The following is a 21383-nucleotide window of genomic DNA, read 5'->3' on the forward strand; positions in this document are numbered from 1 at the left end:
TCTTCTTTCTGCTGCTGACACCAAAAGCGAAGCCGTTATTTCCAGAGATGGCAGCCAAACAAGGTTGTTCTCCATCAGCTACACATCGCTTTCTTCCGGAGGAAACACGGGGGCGAGCGAAACCGTCAAATCCGGTTGCCAAAAAGAAACCAACTCATCGCTTGGCCCGAAAACCGCTCGCTGTTGAAATCGTCCATCTTGCCAGCTGAGCACTTCGATCGTTCGATTGCTGGGGTCTACAATCCAATATTCATGCACACCATATTTTTCGTATAAATAGTATTTCTGGTTTCGATCACGCAAGGCGGTGCTTGGTGACAGCACTTCCACAACGAGATCGGGAGCCCCTTTCATTCGCCGATTCCCGATTTGCTCAACCCGACAAACAACTGATAAATCCGGCTGAACAACCGTTTTCGCCATCCGTTCTGGCTCCTCAGGATCAAGCTGAACATCAAACGGGGCAAGAATGACATGACAGCCACGCGCCTGAAAATACAAAGCCAATGCAAGGTGCAGTTGTCCGACCACATACTGGTGCTCAAACGACGGAGACGCCAATAAATAGGGAACACCATCGATCAGTTCCCAATTTCCTTCCCAATTTTCAATGTCGCGATACGTGTAAAACGGCTTCTCCTTCTGCACTGCGCTTCCCCTTTCACTTGCTTTTCTTTCATCTTATCACATCGCTCCAGTTCCGTCTCATATTTTTATTTTCTCGTCATGACAGAAAAAACAGCGGCCGCCACCGCTGTCGAGTGTGTGTCAAACAAATGTTTTTTCCACGCGTTGCTCTTACTCCCGCTCGATGATCGTGGCCGTCGCCATCCCGTGGCCGATGCAAATCGTCAATAGCCCATAGCGGCCGCCGCGCCGTTCAAGTTCATGAACAAGCGACGTCATGAGCTTCGCACCGGTGGCGCCGAGCGGATGGCCAAGCGCAATGGCGCCGCCGTTGACATTCACCTTCTCAAGCGGAGCGCCGATTTCTTTTTGCCAGGCGAGCACGACCGGGGCGAACGCTTCGTTGATTTCAATGAGGTCGATGTCATCGATCGAGAGGCCGGCTTTTTTCAGCACTTGCCTCGTCGCCGGAATGACGCCATCGAGCATATACGTCGGGTCGGAGCCGACGACCGTTTGCGCGACAATGCGCGCTTTCGGCTTCAGTCCGAACCGCCTCGCCGCCTCCCGTTCCATCAAAAGCACAGCGGCCGCCCCGTCGCTCATTTGGCTCGCATTGCCAGCGGTGATGAGACCGTCTTCTTGAAACACCGGCTTGAGCGCGGCGAGCGCTTCCGGCGATGTATCGGCCCGCGGCCCTTCATCATCGGTGACAAGGATTTCGCGGCCATCGCGGTCAAGCCCTTTCACCGGGACGATTTCCGCGCGAAACTTCCCTTCGCGCAAGGCCGCCAAGGCGCGTTGATGGCTTTCGTACGCGTAGGCGTCAAGCTCCTCGCGCGTTAGGCCGTATTTTTTGGCGATCCGCTCAGCCGAGACGCCTTGGTGGATGAATTCGTATTTTTCATGCAGCGACGGCGGAATCGTCCGCTCGTTGCCATCGCTTAAAATCGGCACTTTCGTCATGCTTTCGACCCCGGCGGCGATCGTGACATCCATATCGCCGGAGCGGATTTCCTGGGCGGCGAAATGAATCGCCTGCTGCCCCGAGCCGCACATTCGGTTGATTTGCACTGCCGGCACTTCGATCGGGAATCCGGCCTCAAGCGCCGCCAGCCGGCCGATGTTGTACCCTTGTTCGGCGACCGGCGTCACGCAGCCCATGACGATGTCTTCCACCGCCCCTTTGTCCATGCCGGCCCGGCGCACGACTTCATCGAGCACCACCGCGGCCAAATGGACCGGATGAACGTCCCGGAAGACGCCGTTCCGCTTGCCGACCGGCGTCCTGACCGCTTCGACAATGACCGCTTCACGCACCATGCAACTTCCTCCTTTTGCTCTACTTTCGTGATTTCTTCGTTGCCTTGCCTATTCGGGCGCTTCCGCACGGGCGAAAGCGGGCGCTCTTTAAGCGCTTGTTGGCGCGCGGCATCAGATGGACGGCGAGCGCTGCTCAATACGTGTAAAACCCTTTCCCCGTCTTCCGCCCTAAATGCCCGGCTTCAACGAGCTTGCGCAAAAGCTGCGGCGCCCGGAACCGGTCGCCGTATGCTTCCGTCATGTTTTCACTCACAAACAAGAGCGTATCAAGCCCGACCATGTCGGCCAGCTCCAGCGGCCCCATCGGATAATTGAGGCCAAGCCGCACCGCTTTGTCGATATCCTCAGCGGAAGCAACTCCTTCTTCGTACATGCGGATGCATTCAATCATATGGGCGGCAAGCGCCCGTGTCGTCACAAACCCTTGCCGGTCTTTCACGACGACCGTTTCTTTGCCAAGCTCCACAGACAGCCGACGGATGGCGTCGACTGTGTCGTCGGAAGTCGTCTCACCTTTCACAATTTCGATCAACTTCATCACTGGCGCCGGATTGAACCAATGCATGCCGATGACGTTCTCCGGCCGGTTGGTCGCGGCGGCAAGCGCCGTGACGCTCAGCTCGGATGTGTTGGTCGCTAAAATGGCGTCCGGCTTCGCCAATTGATCAAGCTGCTGAAACACGTCTTTTTTCAGCGCCAAGTTTTCCGGCACGGCTTCGATGACGACATCCGCCCCGCGCACCGCTTCGGCCAAATCGACGGTCGAGCGGATGCGCCCGAGCGCCGCTCGCGCTTCCGGCTCGGACAGCCCGCCGGTTTTGACAAAGCGGCGCAAGCTTTTTTCCGCCGAAGCGAGCCCATTTTGCAAGGCCGCTTCGGACACGTCATATAAATACACCGTTTTTCCCGCCATCGCCGCCGTTTGCGCGATGCCGCTTCCCATCACCCCGGCGCCGATGACTGCAATCGTTTCTGCCACGGTGTCCGCCTCCTTTACTCCTTCGCCGCATCGGCATAGCGCGCTGCCATCTCATCGCGCAGTTTTCTCTTTAAAAATTTGCCGACGCTCGTTTTCGGAATTTCATCGAGAAACACAATGTCATCCGGCAGCCACCATTTCGTAAACTGCGGGCGCAAAAAGTCGTACAGCTCTTCTTTTGTCACGCTTTTGCCTTCTTTCAGCACGACGCAGGCAATCGGGCGCTCTTGCCATTTCGGATGCGGCACAGCGACGACCGCCGCTTCGAACACCGCCTCATGGGCCATGAGCGCATTCTCCAAATCAACCGATGAAATCCATTCGCCGCCGCTTTTAATGACATCCTTCGTCCGGTCGACAATTTTCACAAACCCTTCTTCGTCCACGGTGACGACATCGCCGGTATGCAGCCAACCGTCGCGGAACGCGTCTTTCGTCCGGTCGTCGTTGTAGTATTCGGCAGCAATCCACGGCCCGCGCAAGCAAAGCTCGCCCATTTCCTGCCCGTCCCAACGAACCGGCCCGTTTTGGCCGATCACTTTCATCTCAAGCCCTGGAGCAAGCAGCCCTTGCTTGGCGCGAATGTCCAGTTTCTCCTCGTACGACAGCCCGTCTTGATAGCTTTTCGGGCGTGAGACAAGCACAAGCGGGCTCGTTTCCGTCATGCCGTACGCGTGAATGAACGGAATGCCGTATTTTTCTTCAAACGCACGGATGATCCCTTTCGGCGCGGCTGAACCGCCGCAAATGACACGCGTCAGGCTGCTGACGTCATAGTTTCCTTTCTCCAACTCTTGCAACAGCCCGAGCCAAACCGTCGGCACGCCGGCGGTGATCGTCACCCGTTCGGAGTCAATCAGCTCGGCAAGCACTTTCGGCGTAAACGCCGGTCCCGGCATAACGATCGTCGAACCGAACCAAGTGGCGGCAAACGGCAGCCCCCACGCGTTGACATGGAACATCGGTACGACCGGCATGACGACATCGCGCTCGCACAGTCCTTGCGTATCAGCCAGCCCTAACGCCATCGCGTGCAAAACGGTGCTGCGGTGGGTATACACAACTCCTTTTGGATTTCCCGTTGTCGCCGACGTATAACACATACCAGCCGGTTGGTATTCATCGAGGTCTTTCAAGAACGGAAATGTTGGATCGCCCTCGGCAAGCAGTTTCTCGTAATGGTACACTGGCGACAACGTTGTTTCCGGCAGCTCGTCGGCATCGGTCATGACGATGAAAGCGCGTACGTTCGGGATCTCGTCCTTGATCGCTTCAATTGCCGGCAGCAAATCATCATCGATCAGCAGCACACGGTCATCGGCGTGGTTGATGATGTAAGAGATATGCTGCGGCGAGAGGCGGATGTTGATCGTATGGAGCACCGCCCCGATGCCGGGAATGGCAAAATACGCTTCCAAATGGCGGTGATGGTTCCAAGCGAACGTGCCAACGCGGTCGCCGACTTCCACCCCGAGCCGCTTCAACACGCTTGACAGCCTGCGCGTCCGCTCGCCGATCTCCTTGTATGTATGGCGGACGACGCCTCCTTTCATGCGCGAAACGACTTGCTTTTTTGGGAAAAACAACTCCGCCCGCTCAAGCATCATGGAAATGTTTAACGGTGTTTTCATCATCGGTCATTCCTCCCCCTTTACCAAATGCGCATGTTCATTGACTTTAGGCGGCTCCCCGCCGCCCCATTGGCCGTCCGGCCCATGTGCGGCCGTCCATGCGCCGCCCGGCTGCAGCCGAACGAGATGGCGGAGCCGGCTGTCAGCAAACAGCGCCTTCGCCTCACCCGTCTCCAGCACCGGGGCAAGGCAGACGTCGACCGCTTCGGCGAACGCGCTCCACTCATCCAATGTCTTTTCACGGAACAAGGCGGCGAGCTCGTCATATACGGCTTCCCCCGATCGCGCCGGCGCCCATTGCGCCTCCGTCCATTCCGGATGGCCGACCGCCTCGCAAAACCGCTGCCAAAAGTGCGGCTCGAGCGCCGCTAAACTCATATAACGGCCGTCTTTTGTCTCATACAGCTGGTAGCACACCACCTCCCCAGACAACTCGGAAAGACCGGTCTTCGGCCCACCGCCGTGTTCAATGGCAAAATGGCCAGCCATCATCGCTGCCAAGCCATCGACAAGCGAAACATCAAGATGGGCGCCTTTGCCGGTTCGCTCGCGTGCAAAGAGGGCAGCCAAAATGCGCTCGGCCGCCGCCATGCCGCCGATAAAATCGGCAAGCGTGATCTTCGGATGAACCGGGCGGCCGCGTTCATCGGCCAGCTGCGCAAGCAAGCCGGAGAGCGCCATATAGTTTAAATCATGGCTGCCAAGCAATGAGCGGCTGCTCTGTTGACCGAAGCCGCTGATCGAGCAATAGATGATTTGTTCGTTCATGCGGCACATATCGTCATAACCGAGCCCAAGCCGCGCCATCACCCCGGGGCGGAAGCTTTCGATCACTACATCGGCGCGGGCGGCGAGCCGCCGGGCTTGCTCGCGACCCGCGTCCGTTTTTAAATCCAACCCGATGCTTTTTTTGCCGGCGTTATAGGCGGCAAACAACCGGCCCTCGGCGAACGGGCGCAGCCGATCGCCGGATGGGGGCTCAATTTTGATGACTTCTGCTCCGAGCTGGGCGAGCCGCCAGCTGGCAAATGGGCCCGGCAAGTAATGGGAAAAATCAACGACTACAATGCCACGAAGCATATCTTTCCCTCTCTCTACAAATCTAGCTGCCGGGCGATGATTGTTTTCATCATCTCGTTCGTCCCAGCGTAAATGGCGCTTACGGGAATGTCGCGATAGCGCCGGGCGATCTCATATTCTTCCATATAACCATAACCGCCGTGCAGCTGCATCGCCTCGGCTGCGACACGTTTTGCCATCTCGGTAATCCACCATTTCGCCATCGACACTTCCGTGACGATCTGTTTTCCCGCCATATGCTCTTCAATGACGCGGTCGACAAACGTGCGGCCAAGGGCGATTTCCGTCGCCATCTCGGCAAGGCGGAACTGGACGGTCTGAAACTCGCTCACCCGTTTGCCGAACGCCGTGCGCTGTTTGACATATTGCTTCGTCAAGGAAAACATCACTTCCGCCGCCGTTTGTGCGGCAATGGCGACAACGAGCCGCTCCTGCTGGAGCTTTTCCATCAAATAGTAAAAACCTTTTCCTTCCTCGCCGAGCAAATTATATGCCGGCACTTTCGCATCTTGGAAAAACAGTTCGGCGGTATCTTGGGCGTGCAGCCCGACTTTCTCGAGCTTCCGACCGCGCGTAAACCCCGGCGTATCCCGCTCCACGACGAGCAGGCTGATGCCGCGGTGCGGCGGCTTTGCCTGCGGGTCGGTTTTGCAGGCGACGACGATCAAGTCGGCATGAATGCCGTTCGTGATAAACGTTTTTTGTCCGTTGACGATGTAGTAGTCACCGTCTTTTACTGCCGTTGTCGAAATGTTGGCCAAATCCGAACCCGCCCCCGGCTCGGTCATGGCGATCGCCGTGATGAGCTCGCCGGTGACGCATTTTGGCAGCCATTTTTGTTTTTGCTCCTCGGTTCCGTACGATGCGATATACGGCGTGACGATGTCGTTGTGCAGGCCGATGCCGACGAGGCTCGATCCGACTTTTTCCAGTTCTTCATTGATGACGACTGAGTAGGCAAAATCGGCGTTTAGACCCCCATACTTCTCATCGACCCACGGGCAAAGAAAGCCGTTCTCGCCCATCTTCGCCCAAAACGAACGCGGAATGATGCCGCGCTTCTCCCAATCGTTATAATGCGGGTACGCTTCTTTTTCCAAAAACTTGCGAAACGCCGCGCGGAACATATGGTGCTCCTCACGCAAATAGCGAGCCGTCACCCGTTCATCCCTCTCTTCTGTTCGGTCACTTTTTCTCTGTTCCGCCCGTCGCCTGTTTTTTCAGCTGTTCGCGCAGCAAAAACTTTTGGATTTTCCCGCTCGCGTTGCGCGGCAGGGCATCGATGAAATAGTAGGCGCGCGGACGTTTGTACGGAGCGAGGCGGTCGCTCGTTTTGCAAAACTGCTCGAGCTCATCGGCGGTCAGGAGGTCATCTTTTTTGACCACGAAGGCGACGACTTTTTCGCCCCACAACTCGTCCGGCTCACCGAGCACAGCGACATCGAGCACTTTCGGATGCTCGTACAACACGTCCTCGACTTCGCGCGGATAGACGTTTTCCCCGCCGCTGATCACCATGTCATCGACCCGGTCGGCGACATACAAGTAGCCGTCTTCATCAAGGTAGCCGAGGTCGCCGGAATGATACCAACCTTTGTACAACGCTTTTTCCGTCGCTTCCTCGCGCTTGTAGTAGCCAGCCATCATGCACGGCCCGCGCATCACAATTTCACCGACTTCATATGGCGGCAGCACATCGTCTGGGTCGGACGGCCCGTCTTCACGCGCACGGACGACGCGGATCTCATGGTTCAGGCAGGCGCGTCCAGCGGAACCGGCTTTTTTCAGCTGCTCGTCTTCCAACAAAAACGTCACCGCCGGCCCCATTTCCGTCATGCCGTACGCTTGAATCAGCTCGATGCCGAGCTGCTCTTGGCATTGCCTGACAAGCGCTGGAGCCATCGGAGCGGCGCCGTATAGGCCGAGGCGAAGCGAAGATAAATCGTAACCGCTTACATTCTCCTGCAAGATCATGTTCCACATCGTCGGGGCTCCAAACATGATCGTAATCCGCTCCCGTTCGATCGTTTCAAGCACGAGCTTGGCGTCAAAATGGTGCAAAATGACGCTCGCCGCTCCGGCATGCACGCGCGGCAGCAAGCAGCAATGCAGCTCGGCGCAATGGAACAGCGGCGCTGCCGCCAGCCCGCGATCCGTCTCGCGGATGCGCATGACGCCATGGCAAATGACGCTTTGCTCGATCATGTCGCGGTGACGGTGCATCACTCCTTTTGGACGCCCAGTTGTGCCGCTTGTATACATAATGGCATAAAGATCGCTCTCATCCACATGAACACGCGGCGCTTCCCCTAGGGCCCGCGCGGCCTGCTCGTGAGCGTTTTTGGCAAACGGCGGCGGATCGCGGTCGATCGACCAAAATGACACGTGCGGGAAACGGCTGTGAATCGCGGCAAGTTCCGGTTCCACCGCCCGTTCAAACAGCACGATTTTCGGCTCGGCGTCCGTCAAAATATAGGCGATTTCTTCCGCCCTCAGCCGAAAGTTGATCGGATTGAACACCGCGCCGATTTTGGCGCAGGCAAACAAGGCGGTCGCGAGCTCAAGCGTATTGTACAGCACCGTCGAAACGCGATCTCCTTTGCGGACGCCCGCTTCCAAAAACGCGTTCGCCCACCGGTTCACTTCCCTCTCCCATTCGGCGTACGTATAGCGGCGTCCGGTCGCCGCGTCGACGACCGCCTCCCGGTTTGGAAACTTTCGCACTGTCTGGGAAAACATCTCCCCAATCGTCATGTACAAGCGCCTTTCCCCCTTTTCTCCGAATGGACGCAGGGCGTGCAGATCCACTAGACAGATAATTCAGATAAATAGGTGTATGATGCCCCCGCTGTTTATGTATTCGCTCTTTTTGATCGCATTCCTCTTTTTTGCGGCACAAAAAAGAAAGGAAGACCTCTTTCTTTCGACAAGAAAAAGAAAGAGGAGCCTCCTTGGCTTTTTTATCATCTCGCGCCGAGAAGACCCCCACTTCCACGCGTGAGCGTAGGTGGGAGAGCGTTCAAGCATGAATCACTAAATCGCGGTCACGGATCGTCATCAGCTCTTTTTTGTCGTAGCGCCCTTCATGAAGAAGGCGGACCGCCTGCTTGCGGATCGCTTTTTCGATTAAGTTGCGCACATAGCGGCCGTTGCTGAACTTGAGGCGGCCGGTCGCTTCCAGCGTCCCTTCGAGATGAATGTACAGTTTCCGCTCCGCTTCCGGCGTCATTTCATACTCGCGTTCGCGCAGCATTTGCTTGGCGATTTGCACAAGCTCCTCGACCGTGTAATCGGGAAACTCGATCGTGAGAGGAAAGCGCGACGGCAAGCCAGGATTTAACGACAAAAAATAGTCCATTTCTTTCGGATAGCCGGCCAAAATCACAACCAAGTCGTCGCAATAGTCTTCCATTCCTTTGACAAGCGTATCAATCGCTTCTTTGCCGAAATCTTTTTCCCCGCCGCGGGCGAGCGAATACGCTTCATCGATGAACAAAATTCCGCCGCGCGCTTTTTTGATCAAATCGCGCGTTTTGCTCGCCGTATGCCCGATGTACTCTCCGACCAAATCGGCCCGCTCCGCCTCGATGAAATGCCCTTTGGACAGCACGTTCATCTCAAAAAACAGCTTGCCGAGCAAGCGCGCCACCGTCGTTTTGCCGGTGCCGGGATTGCCTTTGAAAATCATATGGAGCGCCTGGCGGTTGGCCTTTAAGCCGTTCTCCTTGCGCAGCCGGTTGATGTACAGCCAGGCGTAAATTTCCTTGATGATTTTTTTGACATGATCAAGGCCGATCAGCTGATCAAGCTCCTTTTGAATATTGCGGAGCGCCTGATGCTCTTCGCCATCGAGCCAGTCGTTTCTCTCTTCTTTCACTAAATGGTTTACCGTTTTGGAGTTCAACACGATGTTGATTTGCCCTTTCGCCTTGTTCATCGTCAATTCTGACAAGGGGCGTCACCTCGCTTCCCGTTTTCTGCCATCCGCACCCGTTCCGACTTGGCTTTTGACGCCTTGCCTTTTCGTTACTAGTATACGTACGCCACCGCCGATCCGTGACAATCGCCCAAACGAACAGCGGGTCGGCTATAGCGGAAAAAGTTTGTATATGTTTATTCACAAAAGCGGCGGTTTACGCATCTGAATTCACCTCGTCCCTCACTTCCCTTCGGGTGACGCAGGAGCTTGTCGATCAAATAGCGGGCGCGGAAGGAAAACGGGAAATGGCAAAAGGCGCCCTCCGCGAAGGAAGGCGCCTTTTTTCGGCGGCGTATGTACCGTCGGTCTTACTGTTCGGTTTCAAAATGGATGTTCCGCTCCGGCGCAAACGTCGAAATGGCGTGCTTGTAAATGAGCTGTTGTTTTCCTTGCACTTCCAAAAGTACGGTGAAGTTGTCAAACCCTTTAATGTATCCGCGCAGTTGGAAGCCGTTCAATAAGAAGACGGTCACTTGAATGCCCTCTTTGCGCAGCTGGTTTAAAAACTGGTCTTGAATATTGATCGTATTTTTCATCAAACGTCCTCCTCTTTTCTCTCTAAGGATATAATTATATATTCGCTTCAAGTTGAAGCTTTCCTGCTACATAGCGAGAAATTTCCTCCACCTTGGCGGCGAACTGCCCAGCGTCGGTCATGTCAAACCATTTCACCGGCATTTGGTTGCGAAACCAAGTGAGTTGCCGTTTCGCATAGCGGCGCGAATTTTGTTTCAGCTGCTCGATCGCTTCATCAAGGGAAACGCGGCCGTCAAAATAGTCGTACAGCTCCTTGTAGCCGATGGCTTGCACCGCCTGGCAGTCGCGCAGGCCGCGGTCATAAAGCGCCCTCGCCTCTTCGATCAACCCTGCGGCGATCATCTCATCGACCCGCTCGTTGATGCGGCGGTAAAGCGCCTCCCGCTCCGCCGTCAAGCCAACGATGGCCGCCTCATACAAAAGCCGCTTTGACTGCCCTTGCTGCCACTCGCTGAACGGCTTTCCAGTGCAATGATACACTTCTAAGGCGCGGATGACGCGGCGGATGTTGTGCGGATGAATGCGGGCCGCACTTATTGGATCAACCGCCTCAAGCCGCCGGTGAAGCGCTTCGGCTCCTTGCTCGGCCGCCAGCTGTTTGAGCGCCCGGCGGTACGCTTCGTCGGAAGGGGCGGCGGAAAATTGGTAATCGTAAAGGGCTACCTGAATGTACAGCCCGGTGCCGCCGACGATGATCGGCAGCCGGCCGCGCGCCGAAATCTCGGTGATGAGCGCACGGCAAAGCCGCTGAAATTCGACGACGGAAAACGGTTCGCACGGCTCTTTGATGTCCAGCAAATGATGCGGGATTCCTTCCATCTCATCGGGCTTCACTTTCGCCGTGCCAATGTCCATCCCTTTATAAATTTGCATCGAATCGCCGCTGATGACCTCTCCGCCCAGCTTTTTCGCCAACGCGATGCCGAGCTTCGTTTTGCCGACCGCCGTCGGCCCGACGATGACGGCGACTTTTTCAGCCATAGCGCGTCACTGCTTTCTGTTGTGGGACTTGTGTCAACCATCATTATACATAAAAACAGCTGTGCATGGAACCATTTCTTTCATACGTTTTCGCCATCCACAAATCGTTTTATACATGGCAGCGCGAAAAATCGCCTTTCTTCCCTTTCGCCATAACCATATGGAAAAAAATGAACGCCATAAAAGGCGCTCATCATAATGAAAACTTGTTGACAATCGCCTGCAAATCGTCCGCCATTTTCGAGAGCGACGCGGCCGAAGCTGAAATTTCCTCCATCGAGGCCAGCTGTTCCTCGGTCGCCGCCGACACCTCCTGCGCACCGGCCGATGTCGACTCGGCCACGTCGGCGACAAGCCGGACGGAGCGCACCATTTGCTCCGAAGAAGAGACCATGTCGCTGACCGCGGTGGATACGTCGCGGATTTGCGCCGCAACTTCGTCCACGGCGGCGCGAATGCGGGCGAACATTTCTCCCGAGGCGCGAATGACGTTCGTTCCGGCCGTCACTTCGTTGACGACCGACTCCATCGATTGGACGGCATGGACCGTTTCTTCTTGAATGGCAGCGATCAATTCCGCGATTTGCTGGGCCGATTGGGCCGATTGCTCGGCGAGCTTCCGCACTTCGTCAGCAACGACGGCAAAGCCGCGCCCGTGCTCGCCGGCGCGCGCCGCCTCAATGGCGGCGTTTAAGGCGAGCAAGTTCGTCTGCGCCGCGATGCTGCGGATTGCTTCGATGATCGAGCCGATTTGCTCGGAACGGTGGCCAAGCCCTTTAATGAGGTCAGCCAGCCGCTCGACCGTATCGTTGACTTTGTTCATTTGCGCAACGCCCGCCTCGATCGTTTGCCCTCCCTCAGCCGCTTGTCTTGACGCCTCAGCAGCGATGGCGGACACGCTTTGCGCCCGTCCGGAAATTTGCTCGATTCTCTCAGACATCGAATCGACGGCGGCGGACGTTTCTTCCACGCTTTGCATTTGCTTGTCCATGCCGGAAGCAACGCCCTGAATCGTCATGGCGATTTGCTCGGTCGCCTTGCTCGTCTGTTCGGCGCTCGCTGCCAGCTCCTCCGACGAAGCGGCGACTTGCTCGGCGTTTTGCGCCACTTCTTGGAGCACTTCGCGCAAGTTTTTCGCCATTTGCTCAAACGAAGCGGCGAGTGCGCCAATTTCATCGCGGTTGCGAACCGAGAGCCGCCCGTCCGTCAAATCGCCGGCGGCGATCCGCTTCGCCGCTTCCGACAGCGCCAATAGCGGGCGGGAAAGCGAGCGGCTGATGTAATAGCTGACGGTCGCTCCAGCCGCCGCCGTCAACAAGCCGACGATGATGATCAGCCGCTGGACCGCAGCCGCCGATGCGCTCGCATCATCATTAGCTTCCTTCATTTCCCGCTGCTGGAGAGCGACCAATTGATTCACCTTTTCATCAAATTGGGTTGTTAAGTCGCGCCCTGTTGTGGTCACAAGGGCGATGTACTGCTCCGGTTTGTTTTGCGCTTTTAGGTCGAACGTTTTTTGCCCAAGTTCGTAAAACTGCTGTTCAAGCAAATCGAGCTCGGCAAGCAACTGTTTCGTTTCTTCCCGCGTCAGCTCCGCCGCAAGCTTTTCGCTTATTTTCTTGTACTCCCCATGCGCTTTTTCAAAATTTTTCCTTGACGTCTCATCGCCGGTCAACAAATAGCCGCGCATGCTGCCGACCTCGCGGCGGATCAATACTTCAAGCTCTTTGGCATTGACAAGCTTCGTCACCCGTTTGTCGATCACATCGGTGTATGTACGGTCAAGAGTCGAAATTTCGTAATAAGAAAACCCGACTAGCAGCGCGATCAACACGTAGACGAGGCCGAAGCCAGCCAGCAGTTTTTTGCGCACGGTCATTTTCATGTTCATTGGCAAGTCCTCCGTCTGTGAATCAGTATGTTGTTCCATCTACATTATCGGATGATAACAGCCAATGTTTAGTATTTTTTTTTGGCTCTTTCGCCATCTTTGATGAAAAGGCCTGCTTCATTGAGAAAATCAACTGGATTTTCTCAATGAGCCTCCTCTTTCACCGTAAACTCGCAAGGAGAGCAAACCGGCCGCCCCCATGCCGCTTCCCCGCCTTACGCCGTTCCTTCCGGCTGCCACGTGTTTCGGCCGGTTTCGGCTTCATCATGAATGAAAAGCGAGGTGACAAGCGCGGCGATGCTGCCAATGAGGCCGAATAAAAACAAATGATGGATGCCGGTCATAAACGTCGGCGCCTTCGTCAAAAACGCTCCCATGACGGTCACGCCGATCGCCGTGCCGATATTGCGGCAAAACATAAAAAAGGACGTCGCGATTCCTTTTTCATGGACGTCCGCAAGCTGCTGCGAGCCGATGACGCCGACGGTCGAGGTCAACCCAAACGACAGCCCTTGGACAAACATGACGAAAAACACATACCAAAACCCGTGACTTTCGTTCAGCAGCGCCAGAAGCAAGCCGGACGCAACCAGCAGCACATTGCCGATGATGAGAAGCGGACGGTAGCCATAGCGCAAAATCCATTTCCCGGCCGGCACGGCGGCGATCATCCAACCAACGGACGAGCCGAGCAAAGCGACGCCGCTGATAAATACCGATAAATGAGCAACATTTTGCAAAAAGAGCGGAATGTAGCTTGACGTGCCAAACAGCGCGACGCAGCTGACAAAGCCGTTAATGTTCATCCATTTGAGCGTGCGGTGATGAACAAGTGAAAGCGGCACGAGCGGAGACGGCTGCCGTTTTTCGAAAAAGTAAAACGCAACAAGCAAGAGCGCACCGGCCGCCCCGTACCACCATTGTCCGCGCTTCGCAACAGTGACGAGCAAAAGCAGGCTGACTGCGGCGGCAAATAACACCGCCCCCATATAGTCAACCGCCGCCCGCTTCGGTTCATATACTTCTTTATATGGAAACAACGTCACAAGCGAGAGCAGGCAAATGGGAATGTTGACATAAAAAATCCAGCGCCATGTCGCGTATTCGACAAACAGCGAGCCTAAAAGCGGCGCCAAGACGGCGGAAATCCCCCACATGGCGGTAAAAAACGCCTGGATCTTTCCGCGCTTTTCCACCGGAAACAAATCGCCGGCGATAATGGCCGGAAACGGCATCATAAACCCGGCGCCGACCCCTTGTACGGCGCGGAACAGGACGAGTTGCACCATATTTTGCGACAAACCGCAAAGAAGCGAGCCAATCAAAAATAAAATGATGCCAAAGCTGAATACGTTTTTGCGGCCAAACAGGTCGGACAGACGGCCGGCAATCGGTGACAGGACGGTTGTCGTAATCATGTATGACGCAAACGCCCATGCATAAAGGGAGAATCCCCCAAGTTCTTTGGCGATGATCGGCATCGTCGTGTTCATGATCGTCGTATCCATCGAGGCGACGAGCATGGCCAGCACAATGCTCACCATCACGGACAGACGGCTGTTCATACCAATGCCCTCCTTTTTGATCATCTATGAATATCTTATTTTACATGATGAATCATCATGGCACCAAATGATACGCGCCAGAAAGCCGGACTATTTGTACTTGTTGCTGTTTTTTGTTGCCTTAAAAGCAGAAAGCCTCAAAACCGCTAACCCGTTTTTCCGCGGCATCATCCTGCATCTTTGTTGGATTCGGCTTTCACTCGCACGAACAACAAAAAAGCTGTTCACCGAAGCGCCTAAGGCTTCGCACGAACAGCTGCGTTAATCGTCTTTCATTTAGTTGATGACCCGAACCGCTTTTACATACCGCGTTTTCCAATAGGATGACGTCAGCGACGAATACGCAACACCCAACGAAACGGTCGCGTTGATCATTTGCCCGTTGCCAGCGTAAATGCCGACATGGTTGATCGTCCCATTTGAATCGGTGTCAAAAAAGACGAGATCGCCTTTTTGCAATTGGTTAAACGACACCGTTCTTCCGGCTTGCGCTTGAGCGGTGGATGTGCGCGGCAGCGAAATGCCGGCTTCGCTGAAGACGCGCATCGTAAACGATGAGCAGTCAAACACATCGGTGCGCGACGGGCTTGCTCCGTACAAATAACGCGCCCCTAAATATTTTTCCGCAATATCGATGATTCGGTCGGCAAGCGATGCGGACGACTCAGTGGCAGCCGAGTTGGCGGCCGATACTTGCTGCTTGGCCTCCCGGACATCAGTCGTTCCGCCCGCCACTTTAATGGCTTGGCCAATGCGGATGGTGTTCGGGTTTGTAATTTGCGGATTCAGTGCCAATAGACGGTCGACCGTCGTTTGAAACTTGTTCGCAATCTCAAGCAGCGTATCCCCCGCCTGCACGATATACCGGCCGCTTGTCGGCACGGCTGCCGGCTGCACATTGTATGTATTGGAACGTTCCTGTTCCCCTGCTACTTGCAGCTTCTGCCCGGCGCGAATGAAGTCTGGGTTCGTAATGCTTGGATTAAGCTTGAGCAACGCATCCACAGTCGTGCTAAACTTGCGGGCGATTCCGCTTAGCGTATCACCAGGCTCGACCGTATATGTATTCGAAGAAGTTTCGTTTGATTTATTTGGTTCATTGACGCGCAATACTTGTCCGGGAAAAATCAAATCCGAAGACAAACCGTTTTCTTGCTTTAACGCTGCGACCGTCGTGCCGGATTGCCGGGCAATCTTCCAAAGCGTATCGCCTTTTTGCACCGTATAGCTCGCCGCCGATGCCGCGTGGCCGGCCAACAGCGAGCCGATCAACGTGCTTGTCAATACAACCGTCTTTTTCATGCTGCATCCCCCTATGACGTCGATATGGATCTTTATCTATCCAGCCGCTTAGCCAAAATTCGCTATCACTCTACAAAATTCACCACGTATTCCTACACATGAGCCATTATAGTAAAATCAAAGCAATCCGTCTGTAACAGAAAGAATAAAAGTAGATTACAAAACGATTACAAAAAGCGCCCCCTTTGTCGCGCAAAGGGGGCGCAGGCTACATCACCCGTTTAAATAGTTTTTCAATTTCATATGTCGAAAAATGAACGATGATCGGCCGGCCGTGGGGACAAGTAAATGGGTCCGTTGTCTGCCGCAGCGCCTCAAGCAAAGCGAACAGTTCATCCTGGCGCAAATGTTGGTTTGCTTTAATGGCGCGCTTGCAGCTCATTAAGATCGCCGCTTGTTCGCGCAATTGCTTGATGTCGACCGTTTTGGCCGCCAACACTTGTTCGATCATTTCCTCGATGATTTCCCTTTCTCTCCCTTTCGGAAACCACGTCGGATGGGAGCGAACGAGAAACGCCCGCGGCCCAAACGGCTCAAGAAACACGCCGCAGCGCGCCAGCTCATCGCGGCAGGCGGCGATCCGCTCGTACTCGTCGGCTGGATATTCAAACATCAACGGAACGAGCAGCTCCTGCACTTCCTTCGTGGCTTCGCCGAGTTTTTCCCGGAAATATTCATAGTTGATCCGCTCTTGAGCCGCATGCTGATCGATCATATACAGCCCATGTTCGTTCTCCGCCAAAATGTACGTCCCATGCAATTGTCCAATCGGATAAAGCGGCGGCAGGCGATCGGCCGCCGCTTTATCCTCCGCTTGCCCATCTGTCGGCAAGCGGGGAGAGCACCGCTCTTCTCCCTCCTCTTCCTCCTGCTTTCGCTCGAAAGCGGGCCCATGTTCGTCCGGTATTCCACATTCATCCGTCTGCACAGCCGCGGATGGCCGCTCAGCCGGTGCGTCACCGGTTAGCGGCGCAAGAGGGGCGGTCGCATCTTCCCCGCCGCCGATGTCGCTCGATAAGACAGACGGCTCGCGGACGCGATGAGTGAACGTCCAAGCCGCCTGCTCCGCCTTTGGTTTTGCCATCTTGCTGTCGGCAGATACGGACGGAATGAGCGTCCGCTTGCGAAATGCCTGGCGGATGGCGTCTGTGACGAGCTCATTCAGCTCTGCTTCCTTGCTAAAGCGGACTTCGAGCTTTGCCGGATGGACGTTGACATCGACAAGCACCGGATCCATTTCAATGGATAAAAACACAATCGGATAGCGGCCGATCGGCAAGAGCGTATGGTAGCCGGCTTCAATCGCTTTCATGAGCGGCACGCTGCGCACATAGCGGCCGTTGACAACAAGCGAGATGTAGTTGCGCGAGGCGCGCGTCACGTCCGGCGGCGAAATGTAACCGCGAATAGTAAAATCGAGCGATTCCGCTTCAATGGGGATCATTTGTCTCGCCGTCTCGGCGCCGTAAATAGCGGCGAGCACGTGCCGGACATCGCCGCTGCCATTGGTGGCAAGCAATGTTTTGCCCTGGTGGCGGAGGCGAAATGATACGTCCGGATGGGCGAGCGCTAGCCGGTTGACGACGTCGGCCGCATGGCCGAGCTCGGTGTGGATCGTTTTCATATATTTCAAGCGCGCTGGGGTGTTGAAAAACAAGTTCGATACGGTAATATCCGTTCCTTTGCGCCCCGCCGCCCGCTCGCGGGAGACGAGTGCGCCGCCTTGAAGCACAAGCTTCGTTCCCGGTCCGCTGCCCGTGCCGGTCGTCAGCTCCACTTCGGATACAGAAGCGATGCTCGGCAGCGCCTCACCGCGGAACCCGAGCGTGCGGATGCGGAACAAATCGTGCTCGTCATGAATTTTGCTTGTCGCATGGCGTTCAAAAGCGAGCAAGCAGTCGTCTTCCTCCATGCCGTCGCCGTTGTCGATGACGCGGATTTTCGCCATTCCCGCCTCTTCAAGCTCGATGTTGATGACCGTACTATGGGCATCAATGGCGTTTTCCACCAACTCCTTGACGACCGAAGCCGGCCGCTCGACGACCTCGCCGGCGGCGATTTTGTTTGCCAGCAGGTCATCGAGCTTGCGGATGCGTCCCATCGGGCCTCCCTCCTTTACTTGAGGAGCTTTTGCAGTTCATACAGTTTGTTGAGCGCCTCAAGCGGCGTCATCTCGAGCAAATTGATCTCTTTCAGCGCCGCGAGCGCCTTTTTCTCTTTGTTTGAAAGAGGCGGCTCCACAGGCGCCGGGGCAAGGTCAGGAAACATACTCAGCTGCTCAAACGCCGCTTCCGCCAAAACGCCCTCCCGCGCCGCGCCGGCTGACGGACGGGAGGCCTTCTCGCGCTCAACCTTGCTGCCGACGTCTAACGCTTCGTTCCCCTGAAAAGCCAAACCCGCTTCCGCCAAAGCGCCATCGTCCATCCTGCCTGCGGCGGCTTCCTGTTTTCCCGCCGCTTTCTCCAGTTCCGCTAAAATGGCCCGCGCGCGTTCAATGAGCGAAGCCGGCAGCCCGGCCAGTTCGGCGACGTGAATGCCGTAGCTCTTGTCGGCCGGCCCGTCGGCGATTTGATGCAAAAAGACGACTTTGCCGTTTTCCTCGATGGCGCGGGCATGGACGTTCGAAAGCCGCGGGAGCGAACGCTCCAAGGCGGTGAGTTCATGGTAGTGGGTGCTAAATAGTGTTTTCGCGCCGATATGGTCGTGAATGTACTCAATGATCGCCTGGGCGAGCGCCATGCCGTCGTACGTCGATGTGCCGCGCCCGATTTCATCAAACAAAATGAGGCTGTTTTGTGTCGCATGAGCGATGGCGTGGCGCGCCTCCAACATTTCGACCATAAACGTGCTTTGTCCTGCCGACAGGTCGTCAGCAGCGCCGATGCGGGTGAACACTTGGTCAAAAATGGGCAGCACCGCCCGCTCGGCGGGAACGAAACAGCCGATTTGCGCCATGACGGCGGTGAGCGCCACTTGCCGCATGTACGTGCTTTTTCCAGCCATGTTCGGTCCAGTGATGAGCAGCATTTCCCGCTCGCGGTTCATGTAGCAGTCATTCGGCACGTACATTTGCGCGCCGAGCACTTTTTCGACAACCGGGTGGCGGCCGCCTTGAATCACCAAGACGCGCTCCGTGGAAAACTGCGGACGCACGTAGCGATACTCGTCGCTGATCGTTGCGAATGATTGAAGCACATCAAGCTCGGCAATGGCTTTCGCCAACGTCTGCAGGCGCGGGATGTATTGCTTCACCTGCTCGCGAATGGCGACAAACAGTTCATATTCGAGTTCGATGCTTTTTTCTTCCGCCTCCAAAATGAGCGCCTCTTTTTCCTTCAACTCCGGGGTGATAAACCGCTCGGCGTTGGCGAGCGTCTGCTTCCGCTCGTAACGTTCTTCCGGAACAAGGGGGAGATTGGGCTTTGTCACTTCAATATAGTAGCCAAACACTCGGTTGTAGCCGACTTTGAGCGATTTGATGCCGGTCGCTTCCCGCTCCTTCGCCTCAAGTTCAGCGATCCACGCTTTGCCGTTGCGGCTCGCATCGCGGTAGCGGTCGAGCTGCTTGTCATATCCGTCTTTGATGAGGTTCCCTTCTTTGACGGAAAGCGGCGGCTGTTCTTGAATCGAGCGCTCGAGCAAATCGACGAGCTCTTCGCACGGGTCAAGGCGCTCGCACAGCTTGTCCGCTTCAGCGAGCGGCAGTGCGCCGACCGTCTGGCGGAGCGCCGGCACTTGAAGAAGCGACTTTTTCAGCTGCACGAGATCGCGGGCATTGGCGTTGCCGTAGGAGACACGGCCGACAAGGCGCTCAATGTCGTAAACGCCGCGCAGCCTGTCGCGCAGCTCCTGCCGTTCAAAATAGCTCGTTTTCAACGTTTCCACAAAATCGAGGCGCCGTTCGATTTCGCGCCGATCAATGAGCGGCCGGTCCAGCCATTGTTTTAAGAGCCGCCCGCCCATCGCTGTCACCGTTTCATCCAAAAGCCATAACAACGAGCCTTTCCTTCCTTTTGACCGCACCGTTTCGACCAATTCCAAATGCAGCTTGGAATGTCGGTCCATTTTCATATAGTGGTCAACTTGATACAACTCAGCCGGCTGCAAATGATCGAGCCGCCGCTTTTGCGTGCGGACGAGGTAATGAAGCAAGCGGGCTGCGGCCTGCCGCAGCTTTTCTTGCGCCACATGGCCGATGACGCCGTTCCATTCGTCGCATAGAGATGTGTCGTCCTCATAAGAGACCGCCGCCCCGTACCGCTCTTTCAGCTCGCGCACCCACTCTTCGCCGCTGTCTGTGGCAACGATGATCTCCCGCGCTCCAACGGCGTGCAATTCGTTTGCCGCTTCCTCCCACGAAGAAAGAAGCGTCAACCGGACCTCGCCGGTCGACAAATCGGCGTAAGCCAATCCGTATGTACCATCAGCAAACGGCGTGAGCGCCGCCAAGTAGTGGTTTTCCTTCTCGGTGAGCCCTTTGCCTTCCATGAGCGTCCCTGGGGTGATGAGCTGCACAACTTCGCGGCGAACGACGCCTTTGGCCGTTTTCGGGTCTTCGACTTGTTCGCAAATGGCGACTTTATATCCCTTTTCGATTAACTGTTCAATATATCCTTGCGCCGAATGGTACGGTACCCCGCACATCGGCACCCGTTCATCGCCGCCGCCATCGCGGCTTGTTAATGTAATTTCCAGCTCTTGCGCCGCCTTGATGGCGTCGTCAAAAAACAGTTCGTAAAAATCGCCAAGCCGGAAAAATAAAAACGCGTCCGGATATTGCGCTTTAATGTGCAAATATTGCTGGATCATCGGTGTGTACGATGGCATCGCTTCTCCCCAACCTTTTCGGCCCGAAGGCTCGTTGATTGCGCTACTATTATAACAAGCGGCAAAAGAAAAAACTAGGAAAGAAATTTCCTAGTTTTATTCTTCTTCGCCAAGCAGCAAATCTGGGCTTAAATCTTCTAATTCTTCATCAAGGTCATCCTCGTCGCAAAAATCGTCGTCCTTGCCGCATCCTTCCGGATTGATGGCAACGCACACCTTCGTTTCGCCGATCACTTCGGCGACAAACTCCCGCTCAACATCGACAACGATTTTATTGCCGTTTGGCGAAATCGTGCATTCGAGGCAGTTCGGCTGCTGGATGACGCGGACGATGACATCGGTGTCATCGCTGATTAAATTATCTTTGTCGCGATATTTTAATTTGACGACGTCCGTATACGACACCGTTTCGGTGACGACTTCGGTTTTTGTATTGTGGTTGTACGAATACCAGACGTTGATGTCATAATGGCCGTGAATTTCGACCGTTTTATCGCATTTTTTCGCTTCATAACGGTGGTTGATGATCCAGCAGCCGAGAATGCTTGACGGGCGGTTCGGCGCCGTCACCGTATGGGTCGATTGTGTAAACTTGCGGCCTTTGCCGACAACGGCTTTCGTAATAATTTCTCTGTATTCAGACATCGAACGGAACCCTCCT

The 21383-nt window shown here is 55.5% G+C and carries 17 protein-coding genes; 1 reads left to right on the forward strand and 16 read right to left on the reverse strand.

Annotated features, from left to right (window positions below):
- Positions 1-78 precede the first annotated feature (78 nt).
- The 12 genes from CWI35_RS03625 to CWI35_RS03680 all read right to left on the reverse strand — a co-directional run bounded on the left by CWI35_RS03625 (position 79) and on the right by CWI35_RS03680 (position 14593).
- Positions 79-648: a Uma2 family endonuclease gene (locus CWI35_RS03625; protein WP_062898541.1), complete on the reverse strand. Its 570-nt coding sequence runs from the start codon at positions 646-648 to the stop codon at positions 79-81.
- Between the two features lie 150 nt (positions 649-798).
- Positions 799-1950 carry a thiolase family protein gene (locus CWI35_RS03630; RefSeq protein ID WP_173426828.1) on the reverse strand — a complete coding sequence of 384 codons (1152 nt, stop codon included), beginning with the start codon at positions 1948-1950 and terminating at the stop codon, positions 799-801.
- Between the two features lie 133 nt (positions 1951-2083).
- On the reverse strand, positions 2084-2929 hold the full coding sequence (locus CWI35_RS03635) for a 3-hydroxyacyl-CoA dehydrogenase family protein (RefSeq protein ID WP_014195501.1): 846 nt from the start codon (positions 2927-2929) through the stop codon (positions 2084-2086).
- Positions 2930-2943: 14 nt separating this feature from the next.
- The gene (locus CWI35_RS03640; protein WP_119877504.1) at positions 2944-4563 is read right to left on the reverse strand and encodes a long-chain fatty acid--CoA ligase; all 1620 of its coding nucleotides are present in this window, start codon (positions 4561-4563) and stop codon (positions 2944-2946) included.
- A gap of 3 nt (positions 4564-4566) precedes the next feature.
- Positions 4567-5640 (reverse strand): CaiB/BaiF CoA transferase family protein, encoded by a 1074-nt coding sequence (locus CWI35_RS03645; protein ID WP_011230816.1) that lies wholly within the window; start codon positions 5638-5640, stop codon positions 4567-4569.
- 14 nt (positions 5641-5654) lie between these two features.
- On the reverse strand, positions 5655-6800 hold the full coding sequence (locus tag CWI35_RS03650) for an acyl-CoA dehydrogenase family protein (protein WP_011230815.1): 1146 nt from the start codon (positions 6798-6800) through the stop codon (positions 5655-5657).
- 25 nt (positions 6801-6825) lie between these two features.
- Positions 6826-8400 (reverse strand): fatty acid--CoA ligase, encoded by a 1575-nt coding sequence (locus CWI35_RS03655; RefSeq protein ID WP_021322296.1) that lies wholly within the window; start codon positions 8398-8400, stop codon positions 6826-6828.
- Positions 8401-8659: 259 nt separating this feature from the next.
- Positions 8660-9592 carry a stage V sporulation protein K gene (spoVK, locus tag CWI35_RS03660; RefSeq protein WP_011230813.1) on the reverse strand — a complete coding sequence of 311 codons (933 nt, stop codon included), beginning with the start codon at positions 9590-9592 and terminating at the stop codon, positions 8660-8662.
- A 335-nt stretch (positions 9593-9927) separates the two neighbouring features.
- Positions 9928-10155, reverse strand: coding sequence for an RNA chaperone Hfq (hfq, locus tag CWI35_RS03665; protein WP_011230812.1), 228 nt, complete (start codon positions 10153-10155; stop codon positions 9928-9930).
- Between the two features lie 34 nt (positions 10156-10189).
- Positions 10190-11137 carry a tRNA (adenosine(37)-N6)-dimethylallyltransferase MiaA gene (gene miaA / locus CWI35_RS03670; RefSeq protein ID WP_119877505.1) on the reverse strand — a complete coding sequence of 316 codons (948 nt, stop codon included), beginning with the start codon at positions 11135-11137 and terminating at the stop codon, positions 10190-10192.
- Positions 11138-11330: 193 nt separating this feature from the next.
- Entirely contained in the window at positions 11331-13028 is a 1698-nt protein-coding gene (locus tag CWI35_RS03675) for a methyl-accepting chemotaxis protein (RefSeq protein ID WP_025039094.1), read from the reverse strand.
- Between the two features lie 215 nt (positions 13029-13243).
- Positions 13244-14593, reverse strand: a complete 1350-nt coding sequence (locus tag CWI35_RS03680) for an MDR family MFS transporter (protein WP_011230809.1) — start codon at positions 14591-14593, stop codon at positions 13244-13246.
- On the opposite strand from CWI35_RS03680, the gene CWI35_RS18400 reads away from it, so the two are divergent.
- The gene (locus CWI35_RS18400; RefSeq protein ID WP_123961343.1) at positions 14550-14858 is read left to right on the forward strand and encodes a hypothetical protein; all 309 of its coding nucleotides are present in this window, start codon (positions 14550-14552) and stop codon (positions 14856-14858) included. The two genes, CWI35_RS03680 and CWI35_RS18400, sit on opposite strands and share 44 nt — an antisense overlap.
- Before the next feature lie 11 nt (positions 14859-14869).
- Here the strand turns inward: CWI35_RS18400 and CWI35_RS03690 are convergent, their stop codons facing one another.
- The 4 genes from CWI35_RS03690 to CWI35_RS03705 form a co-directional block, all read right to left on the reverse strand.
- The gene (locus CWI35_RS03690; protein ID WP_011230807.1) at positions 14870-15895 is read right to left on the reverse strand and encodes a C40 family peptidase; all 1026 of its coding nucleotides are present in this window, start codon (positions 15893-15895) and stop codon (positions 14870-14872) included.
- Between the two features lie 208 nt (positions 15896-16103).
- Positions 16104-17996 (reverse strand): DNA mismatch repair endonuclease MutL, encoded by a 1893-nt coding sequence (gene mutL / locus CWI35_RS03695; protein WP_014195495.1) that lies wholly within the window; start codon positions 17994-17996, stop codon positions 16104-16106.
- A 14-nt stretch (positions 17997-18010) separates the two neighbouring features.
- On the reverse strand, positions 18011-20722 hold the full coding sequence (gene mutS, locus CWI35_RS03700) for a DNA mismatch repair protein MutS (RefSeq protein ID WP_119877506.1): 2712 nt from the start codon (positions 20720-20722) through the stop codon (positions 18011-18013).
- Positions 20723-20818: 96 nt separating this feature from the next.
- Positions 20819-21367 carry an outer spore coat protein CotE gene (locus CWI35_RS03705; protein WP_011230804.1) on the reverse strand — a complete coding sequence of 183 codons (549 nt, stop codon included), beginning with the start codon at positions 21365-21367 and terminating at the stop codon, positions 20819-20821.
- Between the last annotated feature and the right edge of the window lie 16 nt (positions 21368-21383).

The organism is [Bacillus] caldolyticus, assembly GCF_003595605.1.
GTDB lineage: Bacteria > Bacillota > Bacilli > Bacillales > Anoxybacillaceae > Geobacillus > Geobacillus thermoleovorans.

Bases quoted from the DNA above. Each gene is read 5' to 3' on its own strand.
- CWI35_RS03630 (WP_173426828.1), bottom strand. From the start codon at position 1,950: ATGGTGCGTGAAGCGGTCATTGTCGAAGCGGTCAGGACGCCGGTCGGC.
- CWI35_RS03640 (WP_119877504.1), bottom strand. From the start codon at position 4,563: ATGATGAAAACACCGTTAAACATTTCCATGATGCTTGAGCGGGCGGAG.
- CWI35_RS03645 (WP_011230816.1), bottom strand. From the start codon at position 5,640: ATGCTTCGTGGCATTGTAGTCGTTGATTTTTCCCATTACTTGCCGGGC.
- hfq (WP_011230812.1), bottom strand. From the start codon at position 10,155: ATGAAAAATACGATCAATATTCAAGACCAGTTTTTAAACCAGCTGCGC.
- miaA (WP_119877505.1), bottom strand. From the start codon at position 11,137: ATGGCTGAAAAAGTCGCCGTCATCGTCGGGCCGACGGCGGTCGGCAAA.
- CWI35_RS03675 (WP_025039094.1), bottom strand. From the start codon at position 13,028: ATGAACATGAAAATGACCGTGCGCAAAAAACTGCTGGCTGGCTTCGGC.
- CWI35_RS18400 (WP_123961343.1), top strand. From the start codon at position 14,550: ATGGCCAGCACAATGCTCACCATCACGGACAGACGGCTGTTCATACCA.
- CWI35_RS03680 (WP_011230809.1), bottom strand. From the start codon at position 14,593: ATGAACAGCCGTCTGTCCGTGATGGTGAGCATTGTGCTGGCCATGCTC.
- CWI35_RS03690 (WP_011230807.1), bottom strand. From the start codon at position 15,895: ATGAAAAAGACGGTTGTATTGACAAGCACGTTGATCGGCTCGCTGTTG.
- mutL (WP_014195495.1), bottom strand. From the start codon at position 17,996: ATGGGACGCATCCGCAAGCTCGATGACCTGCTGGCAAACAAAATCGCC.
- mutS (WP_119877506.1), bottom strand. From the start codon at position 20,722: ATGCCATCGTACACACCGATGATCCAGCAATATTTGCACATTAAAGCG.
- CWI35_RS03705 (WP_011230804.1), bottom strand. From the start codon at position 21,367: ATGTCTGAATACAGAGAAATTATTACGAAAGCCGTTGTCGGCAAAGGC.